Origin of the sequence: Neobacillus sp. WH10 (assembly GCF_030123405.1) — a bacterium.
Taxonomy (GTDB): domain Bacteria; phylum Bacillota; class Bacilli; order Bacillales; family Cytobacillaceae; genus Neobacillus.
Genome location: NZ_CP126110.1, coordinates 3,656,880 through 3,676,163, shown reverse-complemented (window position 1 = coordinate 3,676,163; position 19,284 = coordinate 3,656,880). Strand labels below are relative to the sequence as shown.

Sequence of the window (19,284 nt, the reverse complement as noted above, 5' to 3'; positions counted from 1 at the left end):
GAAGGGGAATAATAATGAACTTTGAAAATATTCAAAATGCTGCTAGCTTTTTAAAAGAAAAATATCCAAATACGCCAAAAATAGGTCTAATATTAGGTTCTGGCTTAGGAGTATTAGCGGATGAAATTACGAATCCGGTCAAAATACCTTATAATGAAATCCCTGATTTTCCTGTTTCTACAGTAGAAGGTCATGCCGGACAACTCGTATTCGGGCTGCTAAATGGCGTAGAAGTTGTCGCTATGCAAGGTCGTTTTCATTTCTATGAAGGATACAGCATGGATAAAGTGACATTCCCAGTTCGTGTTATGAAAGAACTAGGGGTTGAAATGTTAATCGTCACAAATGCAGCTGGCGGTGTAAATGAAAGTTTCTCAGCCGGAGATTTAATGATTATTACTGATCATATTAATAATATGGGGACAAATCCGTTAATCGGACCGAATGATTCCAAGCTAGGTGCTCGCTTTCCAGATATGTCTGAGGCATATTCTAAAGAACTGCGGGCCATGGCAAAAGAAATTGCAGACCGCTTAAACATCAATGTTAAAGAAGGTGTCTATTTCGGAAATTCAGGACCAGTATATGAGACCCCGGCAGAAATTCGAATGGTACGTGTAATGGGCGGTGATGCGGTTGGTATGTCCACTGTACCTGAGGTAATTGTTGCCAGCCACAGTGGAATGAAGGTACTGGGTATTTCATGTATCTCTAATATGGCAGCCGGAATTCTTGATCAGCCGTTAACACATGATGAGGTAATCGAAACGACTGAAAAAGTAAAAGCTGATTTCCTTTCTTATATAAAAGAAATTGTAAAAAATATTGCAAAATAATTTGGCAACTAATAAAGGAAGTGGTGATAACAATGAGAATGGTTGACCTAATTGAGAAAAAAAGAGATGGACAGGAATTATCAACAGAAGAAATTAAATTTATTATAAATGGTTATACAGACGGTTCCATTCCAGATTATCAGGTAAGTGCCTTAACAATGGCCATTTATTTTAAGGGAATGACCGAAAAGGAAAGAGCAGATTTAACGATGGCAATGGTTGAATCTGGGGATCAAATTGATTTATCGCAAATTGAAGGGATTAAAGTTGATAAACATTCAACGGGTGGAGTGGGAGACACCACCACCCTCGTTCTCGGACCTCTTGTTGCTGCATTAGGTGTCCCGGTTGCTAAGATGTCCGGTCGTGGTTTAGGTCATACGGGTGGAACAATTGATAAATTAGAGGCTGTTAAAGGCTTCCACGTAGAAATTGAAAATAATGAGTTTATTGACCTAGTTAATAAAAATAAAATTGCAGTAATTGGGCAAAGCGGTAACTTAACACCTGCTGATAAAAAGCTTTATGCACTAAGAGATGTAACGGCTACCGTTGATAGCATTCCGCTTATTGCAAGTTCTATTATGAGTAAAAAGATTGCTGCAGGTGCGGATGCAATTGTTCTTGATGTTAAAACAGGTGCTGGCGCCTTTATGAAGACACTAGATGACTCACGTGAATTAGCTAAGGCAATGGTTCGGATTGGGAACAATGTTGGCAGAAGAACAATGGCTGTCATTTCTGACATGAGCCAGCCGCTAGGATATGCTATCGGAAATGCTCTTGAAGTGAAGGAAGCGATTGATACGCTAAAAGGTGAAGGCCCTGAGGATTTGACAGAGCTTTGTTTAACGCTTGGAAGCCACATGGTTTATTTAGCTGAAAAGGCGAGCTCATTATCAGAAGCACGTACCTTGCTTGAAAACGTCATTAAAGATGGTTCTGCACTTGAAAAATTAAAAGTATTTTTAAGTTCACAAGGCGGGGATGCTTCCATTGTCGATGAACCTTCTAAAATGCCGCAAGCAAAATACACTTTCGAGCTTGAAGCAAAGGAAGATGGTTATGTAGCTGAAATCGTTGCTGATGAGGTTGGAACTGCAGCTATGCTATTAGGAGCTGGAAGAGCAACGAAAGAATCAGTTATTGACCTTGCTGTTGGCCTTGTATTAAGAAAGAAAATCGGTGACCAAGTGAAAAAAGGCGAATCATTAGTAACGATTTACAGCAACTTTGAAAATATCGAAGAAGTAAAAGAAAAACTTTATCAAAATATCAAGACTTCAGCCTCTAAAGTAGAAGCACCAATCCTTATTCACCAAGAAATAACAGAGTAATAAAATCAAAAGGGTGTCAGGCACCATGTGATTTTTTCACATGGTGCCTGACACCCTATTTTTTATCTATTGTTGTGGAAATAATTGTATAAGATAATTATTTTTGGAAAAAATGGAGGCTATAAAGAATGGAGGGTTATGCGAATGAAACGATTTGTCTCTTTCATAGTGACATCTTTTTTACTTACATGTTTATGGAGTCCATCTGCATTTGCTGCAGAAGAAAAAAAGAATACGGATATCGTCAGCAATGTAAAATCTGCTATATTAATTGAACGCGATACAGGAACAGTTCTCTATGAGAAAAATAGTAATGAAGAGCTGCCGCCTGCAAGTATGACCAAAATCATGACGATGCTCTTAATTATGGAAGCGTTGGATCAAGGAAAGTTGAAATGGGATGAAAAAATCCGAACAAGTGAGTATGCAGCTTCTATGGGCGGTTCACAAATTTTTCTTGAGCCAGGAGAAGAAATGACAACCAAGGAAATGTTAAGAGGAATTGCAATTGGTTCCGGAAATGACGCATCTGTTGCCATGGCTGAAAGAATTGCAGGTTCAGAAGAAGCGTTTGTTGATATGATGAACGATAAGGCCCAAAAACTAGGATTAAAGCATACGGTCTTTAAGAATACAACTGGACTTCCAGTGAGTGGGCATTATAGCTCAGCATCAGATATGGCTGTTATGTCAAAAGAGCTCCTAAAATATGAAGACATTACAAAATTTACAGGTATGTATGAAGCATACCTTCGTGAAAATACAGACAAAAAATTCTGGCTTGTTAATACAAATAAATTAGTACGTTTTTACCCAGGCGTAGATGGACTTAAAACTGGCTTTACCGCAGAAGCAAAATATTGCTTAACGGCAACAGCCCAAAAAAATGGCATGCGTGTGATTGCGGTCGTTTTTGGTTCCCCAACCTCTAAGGAAAGAAATGCGCAAGTTACTAAAATGCTTAATTATGCCTTTGCTCAATATCAGACACATCCGATGTTTAAGAGAAATCAAACAATAGGTCAAGTCAAAATAAGTAAAGGGAATGAGAAGTCTCTCGAGGCTGTAACAAGCGAACCACTTTCATTACTGACAAAAAAAGGTGAAAAGACAGAGGATGTTAAACAAAAGATGTTCCTGAAAAAAAATCTTAATGCCCCCATTACGAAGGGTGAACAGGTAGGAACTATTAAGCTTATTAAGGCAGGAAAAGTCATTCTTGAAAGCCCTTTAGTGGCGGGTAAAGATGTAAAGAAAGCAGGATGGTGGACACTTTATAAACGTTCATTCGGAATGTTTACGAAGGCTGGCAAGTAATCAGCCAAAATGCGTTAATGTCGAAACTTCAAAGTACATTACTAATTTTAGCGAATTTAAACTAGTTTTGTATTTATAGAAGGATATTATCGTTTGGGAAGCGAATTGACTCACTATACCAGATTAAGGAGGCCGGGGATAGTGAGTCTTACCATTGAAATGGAAATAAAACACGCAGTTTTATGTATTCGCTTAAGTGGTGAATTAGATCACCATACAGCGGATGAACTTCGCGAGCAGGCGATAGCAATGATCGAAAAAAACGATATACGTCATATTGTCTTAAATCTAGAACAATTATCCTTCATGGATAGCTCTGGATTAGGGGTTATCTTAGGAAGATACAAACAAATAAAACAGGTGCACGGAGAAATGGTCGTTTGTGCAATTTCCCCTGCAATACAAAGATTATTCGATATGTCTGGTTTATTTAAGATCATCAAAATGGAACCGACTGAGGAATTTGCATTGCATAGATTGGGGGTGGCCTGAATGAAGAATGAGATGAACCTTCAATTCAGTGCTTTAAGTCAAAATGAGTCATTTGCACGTGTAACCGTTGCAGCCTTTATTGCCCAGCTTGATCCAACAATGGATGAGTTGACAGAGATTAAAACAGTCGTATCAGAAGCTGTAACCAATGCGATTATTCATGGTTATGAAAATGATCCAAATGGAATTGTATACATTCATGTTTCCATTGAGGACAGTTTGATTGATATGACCATTAAGGATGTTGGTTTAGGAATTGTAGATGTGGAGGAAGCTCGTCAGCCATTATTTACAACGAAGCCGGATCTAGAACGATCCGGTATGGGATTCACCATCATGGAAAATTTCATGGATGAGGTAGAGGTTCATTCACAGCCAGGTCGAGGAACCGAGGTTAGATTACGGAAGCATTTAAAATTGCGCAAAATGCTTTGCAATTAAGGAGACTTGCCGATGGATGTGGAGGTCAAGAACGATAAAAGTCAAACGTATTTAAAGGATCATGAAGTGAAAGAGCTCATTAAAAAGAGCCAAGAAGGAGACCAAGAAGCTAGAGATTTAATCGTTGAAAAAAACATGCGTCTCGTCTGGTCTGTTGTGCAACGGTTTCTTAATAGGGGCTATGACCCTGATGACTTGTTCCAAATAGGTTGCATAGGATTATTAAAATCAGTTGATAAGTTTGACCTTTCCTATGATGTTAAGTTCTCCACATATGCTGTACCAATGATCATTGGTGAAATCCAACGATTTATCCGCGATGATGGGACAGTGAAGGTGAGCAGATCACTGAAGGAAATGGGGAACAGAATCCGAAAAGCAAAGGATGAATTATCGAAGACACTAGGAAGAATACCAACTGTTACCGAAATTTCTGCACATCTAGAACTATCGCCGGAAGACGTGATCCTTGCTCAAGAAGCAAGCAGGACACCTTCATCTATTCATGAAACAGTTTATGAAAACGATGGGGATCCGATTACATTATTAGATCAAATTGATGACGGTAATGAAGGAAAATGGTTTGATAAAATTGCGTTAAAAGAAGCTATCCTTGAATTGGATGAACGGGAAAGATTAATCGTTTATTTAAGATATTATAAGGATCAAACACAGTCAGAAGTTGCCCTTAGGTTGGGGATTTCTCAAGTTCAGGTTTCTAGACTGGAAAAAAAGATATTACAGCAAATGAAAGACCGTATGGATCTCTAATCCATACGGTTTTTTGTTTCGTCTACCTTAGCACTTTTATACATGAAAAAACAGCTTATTATCCATACTACATATACAAGGAAATCATTGTGTGGGAAGTGAATGTTTTGGAAAAGACCATCTACATCCGCATGCGGAATCGTGTCCAAGCAGAACCGGAAGAAAAAGTTTTGTTAAAGGATGTTGCCCAAATCATTGCTCCAGAATCTGTTCTCTCAAATATCAAAACAATGATGGTTCATCAATTAACCCTAAAAGATCGGAATATAGTGGTCATTGATGTGATGAGAGTTATCAATTTGATTACAGATACTTTTGAGGATTGTGAAGTTCAAACCATTGGTCCTGCACAAACCATTATAGAAGTAACCTTTAAAAAAAAGGGGGTTTCCATTCCTTTTTTTCTGTTAATTTGGTTTCTGTTATTTTTCGGTTCAGCTATGGCGATTATGAATTTTCATGATGATGTCAGTATGAAAAGTGTCCATGAAAAAATTTATACAATTATAACGGGTAAGAAAGATGCAAAGCCATTATTGTTTCAAATTCCCTATTCTATTGGTTTGGGTCTAGGGATGATTCTATTTTTTAATCATGTATTTAAGAAACGGATCAATGAAGAACCCAGTCCACTTGAAGTAGAAATGTTTAATTATCAGCTAGATTTAGATAATTATGTCATAATCCATGAAAACAAAGAAAGTATGAAACGAATTAATGACGACGATTAAAATTTTGGCAGTCCTATTTGTAGGATTATCAAGTGGATTGGCCGTAGGTTCTGGTTTTGTTGCATTCCTTACCGTACTTGGAGTGATTCCAAGGCTGACACAACTTAGTAAAACAATGAAAATGATTCACCAGTATGAATGGGCAGTTGTGATAGGGGCGCTGACTGGGGTATTAGCGAGTCTTAGGGATCCAACATTATATATATCATCCTATTTTTTGATTCCATTAGGTATTACCGGTGGAATATTTATTGGAATGTTAGCTGCAGCCCTAACTGAGGTCCTAAATGTCCTGCCGATTCTCGTAAAAAGGATTCGCTTAGATGGACAAATTATTATCTTAATCATGGCAATTGTATTTGGGAAAATATTTGGTGCCATTTTTCAATGGCTTTATTTTGTTCATCATTAATACCTTGAAAACAGTTCAGCTCCACCAGGATAAGCTTCGAAGCGAAGCGTTCCATAATTAAGAATCTTTGGTTTTCAAGGATACCAGCTTATTATGGCGTTTACTTTTTTTAAATGAAGGGACATCAAAGTATGAGTATTCGGAGGCGTGTTATTTTAGTTACTGACGGTGATGAATATGCAAAAAGAGCTGTTGAGCATGTTGCTCAAGAGATTGGTGGACGATGTATTTCCAGTTCTCATGGAAATCCTTCAACATTAACAGGTCCAGAAATTGTCAATTTAATAAAAAAAGCCCAACACGATCCGGTATTAGTAATGTTTGATGATAGCGGCATAGTAGGTGAAGGGGCGGGTGAATCCGCATTGAAATATGTTGCTTTACATAAAGACATCGAAATTCTAGGGGTTATTGCAGTTGCCGCAAAATCTAGACATGAGGAATGGACAAGGGTTGATATAAGCATCGATCGTGATGGAGAGTTAACGCCCTATGGAGTAGATAAATTTGGTATTCCAGAACTTGAAATCGGGAGAATAAATGGAGATACCGTTTATTGTCTTGATGATTTGGATGTGCCTATTATAGTGGGTGTTGGTGATATTGGCAAAATGGCAAGACTCGATTCTTACAAACTTGGTTCGCCGATCACGAAAAAAGCAGTGGAATTAATTCTTGAAAGGAGTGGCTTTTATGGCAAGAAGTAACGAGCAAAAATGGCCAATCCCGGAATCAGTGCATGAAATTGAAAATTATATGAAACAGCGTGTGGGGCTCGGGGTTAGTTTTGATTTTGGGGTCAGAAAGTTAAAAATTCTAAAAAAAGATGTCCATATCTATTATGTAAATGGGTTATGCGATACACGTTTTATTATAGAGTTAATTGAAGAGTTAGTTGAAATCAATGATCATGAAAAATTATCAACGGACATATTTAAGATTATTGAAAATAGACTTGTTAACCAATCGGTTGAACAGGTTAAAACGCTTGATAAAATTGTTGATCAGGTTCTATCTGGATTAATTGCTGTTGTGATAGAAGGGCAAAATACAGCCCTTGTAATTGATGTAAGGAGTTATCCCGGGAGGGCCCCTCAAGAGCCTGATACAGAAAGAGTAGTTAGAGGATCACGTGACGGATTTGTTGAAAATATTATTCTCAATACAGCTTTGACAAGAAGGAGAATCCGTGACGAACGACTTCGCTTTGAAATGTATAAAGTTGGCGAGCGTTCGAAAACAGATGTAGCATTAGGCTATTTAGAGGATGTGGCAGATGCTGACTTACTTAATATTCTTAGAAAAGAAATAAAAGCTATCCATGTTGACGGTATTCCGATGGCAGATAAAACAATTGAAGAGTTTATCGTTAAACAGGGGTGGAATCCTTTTCCGTTAGTAAGATATACGGAAAGAGCGGATGTCGCTGCTGCTCATTTATTAGAAGGTCATATCATTATTTATTGTGATACTTCTCCAAGCGTAATTATTACCCCGACAACCTACTTTCATCATGTACAGCATGCTGAAGAATTTAGGGAATCACCTGCAATGGGGACTTTTGTGCGTTGGACTCGGTTTTTAGGTGTCTTAGCATCCCTTGTATTACTTCCATTATGGTTGCTGTTCGTATTGGAACCGTCCCTATTACCTGAAAAAATTTCATTCATTGGACCGAATGAACAAACCAATATTCCCGTTGTCATTCAATTAATATTAGCGGATTTTGGTATTGAATTTTTGAGGATGGCTGCCATTCATACCCCGACACCATTATCAACGGCAATGGGCTTAATTGCGGCAGTAATGATTGGACAGATTGCGATTGACGTTGGTCTATTTGTTCCTGAGGTGATCCTTTATGTTGCTTTGGCAGGGATCGGCACATTTACGACTCCGAGCTATGAGTTAGGTGTGGCAAATAAAATTGCCAGAATGGCACTAACGATTTTGGTAGCCATTTTTCATACGCCCGGCTTCGTCATTGGAATTACCATCTTGTTTTTATTTATTGTTAACTTGCGTGCACTTAATGCACCATACTTTTGGCCGTTTCTTCCTTTCGAACCAAAAGGATTTATGCAGATTATCTTCCGCAGGGCAATCCCTGGATCTATATTAAGACCAAGTATTGTACACCCTAGAAATCGTTTTAGACAGCCACCGAAGGCGAACGAGAAATAATTGCGGTTTTTTTACAGTTATGCTAAAGTAATTTTAATTAAATAAAGGGTTAAAGGAATAAAAATAGGCAGTATCTTATGGAGATTCTGTCTATTTATTTATTATAATTGTCTACATAATCTATAGTAAGTTGTTTACGGAGAGAGGGAAAGGGAATGTATTTTTATGGGTCAACAGGTGTAAATAAAAACGGAAATTTAGAAATAGGCGGGGTTGATGCAATTGAATTATCACAACAATTTGGAACTCCGCTGTATGTGTATGATGTAGCCTTAATGAGAGAAAGGGCACGGGGCTTTAAACAAACATTTGATGACCTAAATGTAAAAGCTCAAGTCGCTTATGCCAGTAAAGCATTTTCAACAGTAGCGATGATTCAGTTAGCAGAGGAAGAGGGGTTGTCACTAGATGTCGTATCTGGTGGTGAATTGTATACGGCAATTATAGCTGGATTTCCGGTAGAAAGAATTCATTTTCATGGAAATAATAAAAGTCGAGAAGAATTAGAAATGGCCTTAGACCAAAGAATCGGTTGTATTGTTGTTGATAATTTTACAGAAATGGAACTTTTAAAAACCATTTGCAATGAGAAAAATGTGAAGATCAGCATCCTACTAAGGGTTACACCAGGAATTGAGGCACATACCCATGACTATATTTTAACCGGGCAGGAGGATTCAAAATTTGGTTTTGACCTTCAAAATGGACAGGCAGAAGAGGCATTAAAAACCGCGATTCAGTTTGAATATTTTGATGTTCTCGGACTTCATTGCCATATTGGATCCCAAATTTTTGAAACAACAGGATTTTTACTAGCAGCAAAGAAAATTGTTGAAAAGATGGAATTCTGGAAAAATGAGCTTTTCTTCGAAGCAAAGGTGTTAAATTTAGGCGGAGGGTTTGGGATCCGCTATACAAAAGAAGATGAGCCCATTCCCCCCTCGCAATATGTAAGTGAAATTATTACAGAAGTAAAAAATTTAACAGAGCAGCACTCATTAAAAATGCCAGAAATTTGGATTGAGCCGGGTCGTTCGCTTGTAGGTGATGCAGGTATTACCCTTTACCAGGTAGGTTCTTCCAAAGAAGTTCCAGGAGTCAGGAAATATTTAGCTGTTGATGGCGGGATGAGTGATAATATCCGGCCTGCACTTTACCAGGCAAAATATGAAGCTGTTCTTGCGAATAAACCTTTAGCAAAAGCAAATGAAACCGTATCAATTGCCGGAAAATGCTGTGAATCGGGTGATATGTTAATTTGGGATTTACCGCTTCCGGAAGCAGGAGAAGAGGATATTCTTGCTGTCTTTTGCACTGGTGCATACGGTTATTCCATGTCAAACAACTATAACAGGATTCCCCGTCCGGCCGTTGTATTTGTTGAAAAAGGTAAAGCCACACTTGTTGTAAAAAGAGAATCGTATGAAGACATAGTAAGGCTTGATTTGCCGCTTAAATAGAAGAAAGCTGTCGCTGAGGCGGCAGCTTTTTAACTTTAAATGATATTGAATTTATAACATTGGATATTGAGAGTTGTCTATCTCAGGCGCCTAGCGGCTAATGTATTTTGCTCTATTTCCTTGGATAAGTCAAAGTGCTCCAGTCTATACGCCGTTAAACGACCGCTTGCGCTTTTCTTATGAGATAGAAAGTATAAATTTCGACTTCGAGAAATGTCCAGCTCCAGCGCCCAACGGCTAGTAGACTTCGCTCTTCTTCCTACGATAAGTCAACATCGGATCGCTATCGCTCTCCGTGTTTCCTTTATCTCAGTCGAAGTGCTCCAGTCTATTCGCCGTTAAACGGCCGCTTGCGCTTTTCTTAAGAGAAAATGGATTTAATGGCATCAATCAGCCAAATGAAAAATTGCTTGATTTTTTCTAAAAAACCTTGCCCTTCTTCAGATTGAAGATATTTTGATATTTGATCTTTTGCTTTATTAAGCTGGTCACTTACTTGGTTCCAGTCAATGTTTAGATCCTTTAGTTTATTAAAAAAGTCAATTAATCTTTGCATTTCTTCATCAGTAAGTGTGACATTTAAATCCTTTGCTGCCTGCTCAATAATTTTCTGTAACTCTTCATCATTTTTCGGCTTATTTTTAGCGATATCTTCTTTTACTTTAGCTATAAGAGCAGCAGCATTCTCATCGCCGATGGAGTCTCCCAGTTTGGCGGTTTCTACCATCTCTTGATTCGCAGCTTGCTTTACTTCTTCTGGAATTGTCTTATCAGCAGAGATTTCATATGCTTTAATAATACCAGTTAAGGCTGCAGTTCCAGATACAGACATCGGGGCAGTAATGTAGATGTTGGCATCTTTAACGCCAGCTGTAATTAAGGCATTGACATACATTTCATCTGTAACCCAGTTGATATTCTTTGTTTTCACCGTAATCCCTGAACCCTTTGGAGCAATTGTTACGGAAGAGGATGAGATTGCCTTTGTACCGATGAGTGATTTCGAGACGTATTTCCCTAAATATTGATGTTCTTCTTGATTCGATACGGTCACAATTTGAACATCTTTCGGTGCGTCCATTTCTTCTAATAGGTTATTTTTTTGTTCTTCTGTCAAATTTTCGCCTAATGTGACTATCATATCCCCTTCAGCCATGTCAGCAAAGCTGCGAATTGGATAGAATAGTACAAAAGATAATAGTAGAAGAATCATTATTTTTTTCATTGTTTGCCTCCTTGAAGTTTAACCATAGTTAAAAAAATTTCAAAGCTCTTTTAATAATATAACCGAAACCTTTATTAATAACGTACTATTTAATCCAGAAGTTTCATAGTTTTGATATTTTAATGGAGAAATGCAACATTTATAAGATAAAATAGATTATTTTTGTTATTTGGTGTAGAATGGTGGTCAGGACAGAACTCTTGTATGGAAGAGGGGCGGAGCGCAGCAAAAAGCGATTTAGTATATCCTGTCAAAGTGGATAATTTACATTTTACACGATGAATGAAGTAAGCTACAGCTCTACTCAGACCACCTTTATTATGTTAGGTTGGTTTTTCGAATGAGTAATAATTCCATAATAGATTGTGACGTGAAATACCATTTACGTTTTGGGGGAAAGTTTTTCATGAAAAAAAATTGGGTTTTATTTAGTATCCTTATTGGCATCTCTGTTATTTGGGGAATAATCTACTGGATTTTTATTGGCCCTAAACAATAGCACTAATTATATTTGATGATTGTCTATTATTTATGTATGATTGTGTTTAGTGATACATAATTAAATTAACTACATATAATGAATAAATGTTTAGTAATGATTAATTTGGAAAAAATATACTATTGTTAAACCAGATAGTTACATCGGTTTATTTAATATAATGAGGGATAAAAATGTTAATTCGTTATAAAAAGACATTTGAAAAAATTGCTATGGGTTTATTATCCTTTATGCCAAGTGAAAAGGATCTAAAGAAGCTACAGCACACAATAAAGGAATATGAGATTGAAGAGGATTGGCAGCTTTTTTTGTGGAAAGAAGAAGATATTATTGGGCTGCTTGGGGTTCTTTATCAGAATGATGCAAATGCTTTAATGATTCAGCATATTTCTGTTAACCCTTCCCATCGTTTTCAGGGTGTAGGGAAAAAAATGGTTCAGGCATTGAAAGATATGTATTCCGACAAGGATATTATTTCAAATGAAAACACTGCGGCATTTATTGAAAAATGCGATGTTTGCTAGGTGGACTAATAAAATAGGCAGAGAATAACATTATTCTCTGCCTTTTCGTATTTTTAAGGACTTGCGTCTTTCATCGATAACACTTGTTCTATCCCGTAATTTATGGCGATGAATGAGGCTGCGTTTAGTAAAATCACTTGCTTTTCCCCATAGAAAACCCTCTTGTTCACAATACTCTCCGCACATTTCTAAAAGGATTGAATCACAGATAGGTAAATCAAAGCTATTATATGTTTCTTCTTTTTCGATTTTGGATAAACGTTCTTTTAATAAATCGTACAGGAGTTGTTGATCTAAGCCAAGTTTTTTTAACCAACCAGCCTGAGTGTCAAAAACCTTAAACGCCTTTTTTAATGTTCTTTGTGCACCTTTATAATTATTTCTACGGTGATGATAAGTAGAAACGGCTAATAAAATAAGACCGACCCAGATGGACGATTTGTTCTTAGAATCTGTCTTTTTCCAATACTCTTCAAGAACTTCATGGCACTCAAAATAATCACGATCACCATGAAAATGGGCTAAAAATTGGATATACTCTTTTGGGTACAAAAGATCCCCCCTAACAGAATTATGTATATATAGTTTATCACAATCTGATAAAACCCTTTGAAAAAAATAATCACCATAAAAAAACCCGTCAGGATTGACAGGTCTCTAACGCAGCTATTTGTAAGCTTCCGTTTTATTATTAGTAAACCCAAGAAGCACCTACAATAATTAACAAAATGAATAGAACAACGATTAACGCAAATCCGGCTCCAAATCCGCCATCCATATAATAAACCTCCTAAATAATTATTGAACTTTTCCATGTCATCATATGTATGATAGTTGTCCATTGATATGGGCAAACATCATGGTTTCATAATAAAGCACTGCGAGAATGAATTTTCTATTGGATAACCACATTGAATCCTCTATACTATTAATAGTTGTAATGTATGATAAACAAATATAATTTTATTAGAATTTTGGTGAAATATAATGCCATATCAGGTTAAGATTGATGCTTTTGAAGGGCCGTTGGATCTTCTTCTTCATTTAATTAATCGGCTCGAAATTGATATATATGATATTCCTGTTGCTGAAATTACCGAGCAATACTTAATATACATTAAAACAATGAATGAGCTCCAACTGGATGTTGCCAGTGAATTTTTAGTAATGGCTGCTACATTACTAGTGATTAAGAGTAAAATGCTTTTACCAAAGCATGAAGAGGTTTTCCCTGACGATGACCCGGAAATGACCTTTGAGGAGGATCCAAGGGACGAACTTGTCGAACGATTGATTGAGTATCGAAAATATAAAGAGGCAGCACATGACCTAAAAACAATGGAAGAAGAACGAGGTCTAATGTATACAAAGCCGCCAAGTGATCTTTCTGATTTTGCAAAAGAAAAACAACCAGAAAAGACAGATTTAAATGTCTCCTTGTATGATATGCTGGCTGCCTTCCAAAAGTTGTTGCGAAGAAAGAAGTTACAGAGGCCACTTGCGACAAAAATTGCCCGCCAAGAAATATCGATTGAAAAAAGAATGAAGGAAATTATGGTTGAATTAAAACAGCTTAAAGGAAGAAAAAACTTTAATGAATTATTTCCATACCCGGCAAAGGATCATATAGTTGTGACCTTTTTGGCTATTTTGGAACTTATTAAAAGAAATGTAATTGACGTTGAGCAGAATGAAAACTTTGGGGATATCTTTGTTGAAGCTGTTAAGGAAGGGGCAGAAGTAGATGGAAATAATTAATTGGAGCAGCATACTTGAAAGCCTTTTGTTTGCGGCTGGAGACGAGGGACTTTCGCTTAAGCAGATTGAAGAGGTTTTAGAAGTAGATGAGTTAAAGGCCAGTGAAATCATTGAGGATTTAAGACAAGAATATGAACAAACCAATAGAGGCATCATGATTGTCCAGCTTGCAGGAACCTATCAACTTGCGACAAAGAAAGAAAATGCTGCCTATTTAAAGAAGCTGGTTGATTCGCCCCATACATCTGCCTTATCACAGGCTGCTTTAGAGACATTAGCCATCATTGCCTATAAACAGCCGATTACCCGTACTGAAATAGAGGAAATTCGCGGTGTAAAAACGGAAAGACCACTGCATACGCTTGTCTCAAAAGTATTAATCAAAGAGGTAGGCAGGGCAGAAGGGACAGGAAGGGCTTATTTATACGGAACTACTAAGGAGTTTCTTGACTATTTTGGATTAAAAAGTTTAAAAGAACTTCCACAGCTTCCGGAAAAAGTGGAGGAAGAATTTATTCAGGAGGAAGCAGACTTGTTTTTTGAGAAATTTTTAGAAAACTCGCCGATTGACGAGCCTCTTAGGACGAAGACAGAGGTGTAGTTGCACTTATACGTTCAGAATTTATGAAAATAAATTCTGATTAGCCAGGAAACGATTAACTCCTAAACTGCAATCATAAGAAAGAATTTATGCTAAAATAAATATACGTTTTCAAAATGATTATTCGGTTGTCCAAATAGTTTTAAGCATTTCGATAAGGAGCGGGATTAAGTTGCTAATTAAAGAATGTAAAGGATTTGAATTAGAAAAAGAAAAATCAAATACCTCAGAGGACTTTTTTAACAGAAGTGAAGTCACTTTCGTTGAAGATGGAGAGGAAAAAACGCTTCATGTTCTATATGTGAGGTATTTTGATCAAATCTTCTCTGAATTTACTCCGTATCAACAAGATCCAGTTATTGTCCAAGAGGGAATTGAAGTAAATTTCAAAGATATCGTAGCACTTGTTTGTCTCTTGAAAAATCCAGGACTTCGCAGTCGTAAGCGCTTGTATATTAATTCTAAACAAGATTTTGCTGCCTATTTTCAAGACATAAACTTTAATAAATTACCTGAAATAATACTCGCTCTTAAACAAAATAATGGTTTTGAACTTCGTTCTCCACTTGAGTTCATCATGCAGCCACAATAGTTTGAAATAGGGATAATATTAGGGGGATCAATATGGGGAATTCGTTGGTTAAAATACAGCTACAGGATGTTAAAGATTTTTTAACGAAGTCAATAATAACTATTGAAGATTTTTTAAATGAAACAACGATATCAGATTTGAGCCTAGAAAATGTTGAAGAGCGAAGCTACAATAAATTAATCTTATCAAATTTACGTAAACTAGTTGTTTATAGTGCGGAAAGTTTAGAAACATGTGCTATTATTTTGCAGAACGAACCTTTTCAAAAAGCGGCAGCAGAAAAAACTCTTTATAAAATTTACCACCAATGTATTGAAGAGTTTTTCTCACCAAAAAATGATGCTTGGTTCGAAGATAGCAGATCTGCCTATACGGGCAGGAACTCTATTAAATTTTATCGAAATGTATCGGAAAGTATAGTACAGCTCATCAAGAGTCTAGAAGGCGATTTCCAGAAATTTAGGGAAGAACTTGAGTACTATGAAACAGATTACAGAACAAAAATGATTCAATCAAAATAAAAAGCGGAAATTCAAAAGACTGTCCTGTAAAAGGGCAGTCTTTTCTCGTTCTTAACAAGTGCAGACCCTCATACCATTTAGAATGATTACTTGATAGAAAAAACTAGATAAATGAAAAGAGGGAGCAAAATGGATCGTTTTAGCCGATATGTAAATGAATTATTTGATTGGAATGAGCAAATGAAAAAATTTCTCCAATCGGAAAAAGTGGCTCAAGACTCCGAATTATGGGAAAAACTTGATGAATTTACCGAAATAATTGAAAGCACCAACCGAGAGTTATCATCTGAAGAGCTGTTAAGTTTACAAGCAAGGGCCGAGAACATCCATGAGCAAATGGAACAATATTTTAGAAGGAAACAAGAAATCGGTAATATTTGGATTGTAGAAAAAACACTCCCTCCCGGTGGACATACCCTGCCGGATCTTCCCTATCCATATAATGCCTTAGAGCCTTATATATCTGAGGAAATCATGAGATTGCACCACGATAAGCATCATCGTTCATATGTTGATGGGTTAAATCGGGCTGAAATCAATCTTAAAACAGCTAGAGAAACCAATGATTTTTCACTTATTAAGCATTGGTCAAGAGAGCTAGCTTTTCATGGCTCTGGACATTACCTCCATACAATTTTTTGGAAAAATATGAGTCCGAACGGCGGGGGGAGCCCTCAAGGCTTGCTAAAGGGAGAAATAGAAAATTACTTTGGAAGCTTTGAGGCTTTTAAAAAACAGTTCTCTGAAGCTGCCAAGCAAGTGGAGGGAGTAGGCTGGGCCCTTTTGGTTTGGTCACCGAGAGCAAGACATTTGGAGGTGCTACAATCGGAAAGGCATATGCTTTTAACACAGTGGGATACTATTCCCCTCCTTGTACTGGATGTTTGGGAGCATGCCTATTATCTCCAATACAAAAACAATAGGGCAGAATACGTGGATAAATGGTGGAATCTAGTCAATTGGCATGATGTTGAAATGAGGTTTGAAAAAGCAGCAGATATAAAATGGCCTGCATTTTAATCGATTTTAGCATTCGGATTAACGCCGGGTGCTTTCGTTTTTCTAAAAGCAAATTGTCATATCAAACCTTGTCCCGCATAAACTTGTACAAAGCTAGAAAATTAGACAAGTAGTCAGTTTAGAAGGAGACGAGGTTAAAACTAATGAGAATGATTTTGAAGCTAGTAATTATTTCCCTCATGGTCTCACTATTCATTGCAAACATTCCTCAAAAGGTTGATGCTTCCTTTGGAGTAAGTGCCGCGAGCGCTGTGCTAATAGAGCAGAAAACTGGACGGGTTCTCTATGAGAAGGATGCACACACAAAAAGAAGAATCGCAAGTATAACCAAAATCATGACAGCGATTCTTGCCATTGAATCGGGGAAAATGAATCAATATGTTAAAGTGAGTGAACAAGCGACCCATGCCGAAGGGTCATCGGTATATTTAAAACCAGGTGAAAAAATCAAGCTTAACGAACTCGTCTATGGATTGATGCTGAGATCTGGAAATGACACAGCTGTTGCGATTGCCGAACATGTAGGGGGGAGTTTGGATGGCTTTGTCTATTTAATGAATCAGAAGGCAAAGGAAATTGGAATGTATAATACCCATTTCGAAAACCCACATGGACTTGACGATCATGAGGATCATTATTCAACAGCATTTGATATGGCCATCCTAATGCGCTATGCGATGAAAAACAAAACCTTTCAAAAAATCTCAGGTACCAAGGTGCATAAAGCACCAAACCCAACAGAAAATTGGGACAGAGAATGGAAAAATAAGAATCGACTGCTATCAAAATATAAATATTGTACAGGAGGAAAGACAGGCTATACAAAACGTGCGAAACGAACGCTTGTTACAACCGCAACAAAAGGAGATATGGATCTAATTGCTGTAACCTTAAATGGCCCGGATGATTGGAATGACCACATCTCCATGTATGAAAGTGGGTTTAAAGGATTTGATATGTTAGAAGTGTTAGCGAAGGGGAAAATCGAAATAACAAAAAACAAATATTATAAAAATCATTTGTATGTAAAAAAATCCATTGTTTACCCTGCTACTAAAAATGAATTGGATTTGTTTTCAGTTAAATATAAATTAAATAAGCCTAAGAAAAAATGGACGAGTTCCAAAAATGAAGTAATTGTCGGTAAGGCAGCTGTTTATTTGGATGGAAAGGTTGTTAAGGAAACACCGATTTACTATCAGAACCTACAAGAAAAAAAGAAGAAGAAAGGTCTGCTTGATTTTGTAAAAGAAATTTTTCTTTCAGTCATCGGTGTGAATGCCCATGGTTAATTATATTTGGGTATTCATGACAATCGTTGGAATAATATTTGGATTGATTAATGGCACAATGGAGGCAGTTACTAAAGCGGTTTTTGATGGTGCAAAAGAAGCGGTTACCCTATGTATCGGCCTCATTAGTGTACTTGTTTTCTGGCTTGGAATGATGCGGATTGCCGAAGAGTCCGGACTTCTCGAGAAGCTGTCAAAGCTATTTCGACCACTTGTGAAAATTTTGTTTCCAGATGTCCCTCACAAACACCCGGCTCTGGGCTATATCTTGTCAAATATGATATCTAATATGTTTGGGTTAGGAAATGCTGCGACACCACTTGGGATAAAGGCGATGGAGGAACTAAAGAAATTAAATGGCGGGAAAAATGAAGCAAGCCGATCCATGGTTACTTTTTTGGCAATCAATACTGCTAGTATCACCATTATTCCTACAACAGTTATTGCGATAAGGATGAATTATCATTCTGCATCACCAACTGAAATCGTTGTACCAACTATTATTGCGACAATCCTCTCGGCAATAGGGGCAGTTATGATTGACCGTTATTTTTATTATCGCAGAAGCCGTAAAGGAAGATGAAAAGATGGAGTTAATTTCCTATATTTCGCTTACTTTTATACCTTTGTTAATTGGATTTATTCTTTTATATGGTACGTTTAAACGCGTGCCAACCTATGAAAGCTTTGTCGAAGGCGGAAAAGAAGGAATCAAAATCGCTGTATCGATCATTCCCTTTCTTGTTGGAATGCTGGTTGCGATTTCTATTTTTCGTGCATCCGGTGCATTAGACGCCTTAATGAATTGGATTAGGCCGTTGATGAAGACAATGGGCGTACCCGCAGAAATTGTACCATTGCTTATAATTAGACCCATTTCAGGGACTGCAGCTCTTGGGATGACGAGTGATTTAATTGCTGTTAATGGGCCTGATTCTTTTATTGGGCGTCTGGCATCCGTCTTACAAGGGAGCACAGATACCACCTTTTATGTTTTAACGGTTTATTTCGGCGCTGTTGGGATTAAAAAAATGGGGGATGCCCTAAAAGTAGGACTCCTTGCAGATGTGGTAGGAATCATCGTTTCTATTATCATTGTTGCCTTTATTTTTGGAACCAACTAATTAAAAAAAATAATGGTATGTTCCATTTGGGACATGCCTTTTTATTTTTCCTTAAAAATAATACCCGTTACTTTGAAAAGTGAAAGAATTGTGTCATAATTCATTAGGATAGATTAGTGTATAGGCTTCCAGGTAAATAGGAGATAT

At 37.2% G+C, this 19,284-nt stretch carries 23 protein-coding genes; 20 read left to right on the top strand and 3 right to left on the bottom strand.

Features of this window, described 5'->3' with window-relative positions:
- The first annotated feature begins 14 nt into the window (after positions 1-14).
- The 11 genes from QNH20_RS17695 (at position 15) to lysA (ending at position 9,981) form a co-directional block, all read left to right on the top strand.
- The gene (locus QNH20_RS17695; protein ID WP_283919292.1) at positions 15-836 is read left to right on the top strand and encodes a purine-nucleoside phosphorylase; all 822 of its coding nucleotides are present in this window, start codon (positions 15-17) and stop codon (positions 834-836) included.
- Positions 837-868: 32 nt separating this feature from the next.
- Positions 869-2,173: a pyrimidine-nucleoside phosphorylase gene (locus QNH20_RS17690; RefSeq protein WP_283919291.1), complete on the top strand. Its 1,305-nt coding sequence runs from the start codon at positions 869-871 to the stop codon at positions 2,171-2,173.
- Between the two features lie 144 nt (positions 2,174-2,317).
- Entirely contained in the window at positions 2,318-3,490 is a 1,173-nt protein-coding gene (locus QNH20_RS17685; RefSeq protein WP_283919290.1) for a D-alanyl-D-alanine carboxypeptidase family protein, read from the top strand.
- Between the two features lie 141 nt (positions 3,491-3,631).
- On the top strand, positions 3,632-3,982 hold the full coding sequence (gene spoIIAA, locus QNH20_RS17680; RefSeq protein ID WP_283919289.1) for an anti-sigma F factor antagonist: 351 nt from the start codon (positions 3,632-3,634) through the stop codon (positions 3,980-3,982).
- Positions 3,983-4,423: an anti-sigma F factor gene (gene spoIIAB / locus QNH20_RS17675; protein WP_283919288.1), complete on the top strand. Its 441-nt coding sequence runs from the start codon at positions 3,983-3,985 to the stop codon at positions 4,421-4,423.
- Between the two features lie 12 nt (positions 4,424-4,435).
- On the top strand, positions 4,436-5,194 hold the full coding sequence (gene sigF / locus QNH20_RS17670; protein ID WP_283919287.1) for an RNA polymerase sporulation sigma factor SigF: 759 nt from the start codon (positions 4,436-4,438) through the stop codon (positions 5,192-5,194).
- Positions 5,195-5,301: 107 nt separating this feature from the next.
- A complete protein-coding gene (locus QNH20_RS17665; RefSeq protein ID WP_283919286.1) occupies positions 5,302-5,925 on the top strand; it encodes a stage V sporulation protein AA in 624 nt (207 codons plus the stop codon).
- Complete coding sequence (locus tag QNH20_RS17660) at positions 5,912-6,337, top strand: stage V sporulation protein AB (RefSeq protein WP_283919285.1); 426 nt, start codon at positions 5,912-5,914, stop codon at positions 6,335-6,337. Before QNH20_RS17665 ends, QNH20_RS17660 begins: the two co-directional genes overlap by 14 nt.
- 131 nt (positions 6,338-6,468) lie before the next feature.
- A complete protein-coding gene (gene spoVAEA, locus QNH20_RS17655; RefSeq protein ID WP_283919284.1) occupies positions 6,469-7,044 on the top strand; it encodes a stage V sporulation protein SpoVABEA in 576 nt (191 codons plus the stop codon).
- A complete protein-coding gene (locus tag QNH20_RS17650; protein WP_283919283.1) occupies positions 7,031-8,521 on the top strand; it encodes a spore germination protein in 1,491 nt (496 codons plus the stop codon). Before spoVAEA ends, QNH20_RS17650 begins: the two co-directional genes overlap by 14 nt.
- A 155-nt stretch (positions 8,522-8,676) precedes the next feature.
- Positions 8,677-9,981 (top strand): diaminopimelate decarboxylase, encoded by a 1,305-nt coding sequence (gene lysA / locus QNH20_RS17645; RefSeq protein ID WP_283919282.1) that lies wholly within the window; start codon positions 8,677-8,679, stop codon positions 9,979-9,981.
- 361 nt (positions 9,982-10,342) lie between these two features.
- On the opposite strand, the gene QNH20_RS17640 is transcribed toward lysA, so the two are convergent.
- Positions 10,343-11,206 (bottom strand): DUF1002 domain-containing protein, encoded by an 864-nt coding sequence (locus QNH20_RS17640; RefSeq protein WP_283919281.1) that lies wholly within the window; start codon positions 11,204-11,206, stop codon positions 10,343-10,345.
- Between the two features lie 672 nt (positions 11,207-11,878).
- Here QNH20_RS17640 and QNH20_RS17635 point away from each other — a divergent pair.
- Entirely contained in the window at positions 11,879-12,229 is a 351-nt protein-coding gene (locus QNH20_RS17635) for a GNAT family N-acetyltransferase (RefSeq protein WP_283919280.1), read from the top strand.
- A 30-nt stretch (positions 12,230-12,259) separates the two neighbouring features.
- On the opposite strand, the gene QNH20_RS17630 is transcribed toward QNH20_RS17635, so the two are convergent.
- Both QNH20_RS17630 and QNH20_RS17625 read right to left on the bottom strand, forming a co-directional pair.
- Positions 12,260-12,781 (bottom strand): DUF309 domain-containing protein, encoded by a 522-nt coding sequence (locus tag QNH20_RS17630; RefSeq protein ID WP_283919279.1) that lies wholly within the window; start codon positions 12,779-12,781, stop codon positions 12,260-12,262.
- A 139-nt stretch (positions 12,782-12,920) separates the two neighbouring features.
- On the bottom strand, positions 12,921-13,007 hold the full coding sequence (locus QNH20_RS17625; protein ID WP_101650965.1) for a YjcZ family sporulation protein: 87 nt from the start codon (positions 13,005-13,007) through the stop codon (positions 12,921-12,923).
- A 209-nt stretch (positions 13,008-13,216) separates the two neighbouring features.
- Here QNH20_RS17625 and QNH20_RS17620 point away from each other — a divergent pair, with 209 nt between their 5' ends.
- From QNH20_RS17620 to QNH20_RS17585, 8 genes are all read left to right on the top strand, one after another.
- Entirely contained in the window at positions 13,217-13,987 is a 771-nt protein-coding gene (locus QNH20_RS17620; protein WP_283919278.1) for a segregation/condensation protein A, read from the top strand.
- Positions 13,974-14,588: an SMC-Scp complex subunit ScpB gene (scpB, locus tag QNH20_RS17615; protein WP_283919277.1), complete on the top strand. Its 615-nt coding sequence runs from the start codon at positions 13,974-13,976 to the stop codon at positions 14,586-14,588. Before QNH20_RS17620 ends, scpB begins: the two co-directional genes overlap by 14 nt.
- A gap of 172 nt (positions 14,589-14,760) precedes the next feature.
- On the top strand, positions 14,761-15,180 hold the full coding sequence (locus tag QNH20_RS17610; RefSeq protein WP_283919276.1) for a hypothetical protein: 420 nt from the start codon (positions 14,761-14,763) through the stop codon (positions 15,178-15,180).
- Between the two features lie 32 nt (positions 15,181-15,212).
- The gene (locus tag QNH20_RS17605; RefSeq protein WP_283919275.1) at positions 15,213-15,701 is read left to right on the top strand and encodes a YpuI family protein; all 489 of its coding nucleotides are present in this window, start codon (positions 15,213-15,215) and stop codon (positions 15,699-15,701) included.
- Positions 15,702-15,830: 129 nt separating this feature from the next.
- On the top strand, positions 15,831-16,721 hold the full coding sequence (locus tag QNH20_RS17600) for a superoxide dismutase (RefSeq protein ID WP_283919274.1): 891 nt from the start codon (positions 15,831-15,833) through the stop codon (positions 16,719-16,721).
- Between the two features lie 143 nt (positions 16,722-16,864).
- The gene (locus QNH20_RS17595) at positions 16,865-18,013 is read left to right on the top strand and encodes a D-alanyl-D-alanine carboxypeptidase family protein (protein WP_283919273.1); all 1,149 of its coding nucleotides are present in this window, start codon (positions 16,865-16,867) and stop codon (positions 18,011-18,013) included.
- Complete coding sequence (locus tag QNH20_RS17590; RefSeq protein ID WP_283919272.1) at positions 18,006-18,596, top strand: nucleoside recognition domain-containing protein; 591 nt, start codon at positions 18,006-18,008, stop codon at positions 18,594-18,596. Before QNH20_RS17595 ends, QNH20_RS17590 begins: the two co-directional genes overlap by 8 nt.
- 4 nt (positions 18,597-18,600) lie before the next feature.
- On the top strand, positions 18,601-19,137 hold the full coding sequence (locus tag QNH20_RS17585; RefSeq protein WP_283923442.1) for a spore maturation protein: 537 nt from the start codon (positions 18,601-18,603) through the stop codon (positions 19,135-19,137).
- Positions 19,138-19,284 lie beyond the last annotated feature (147 nt).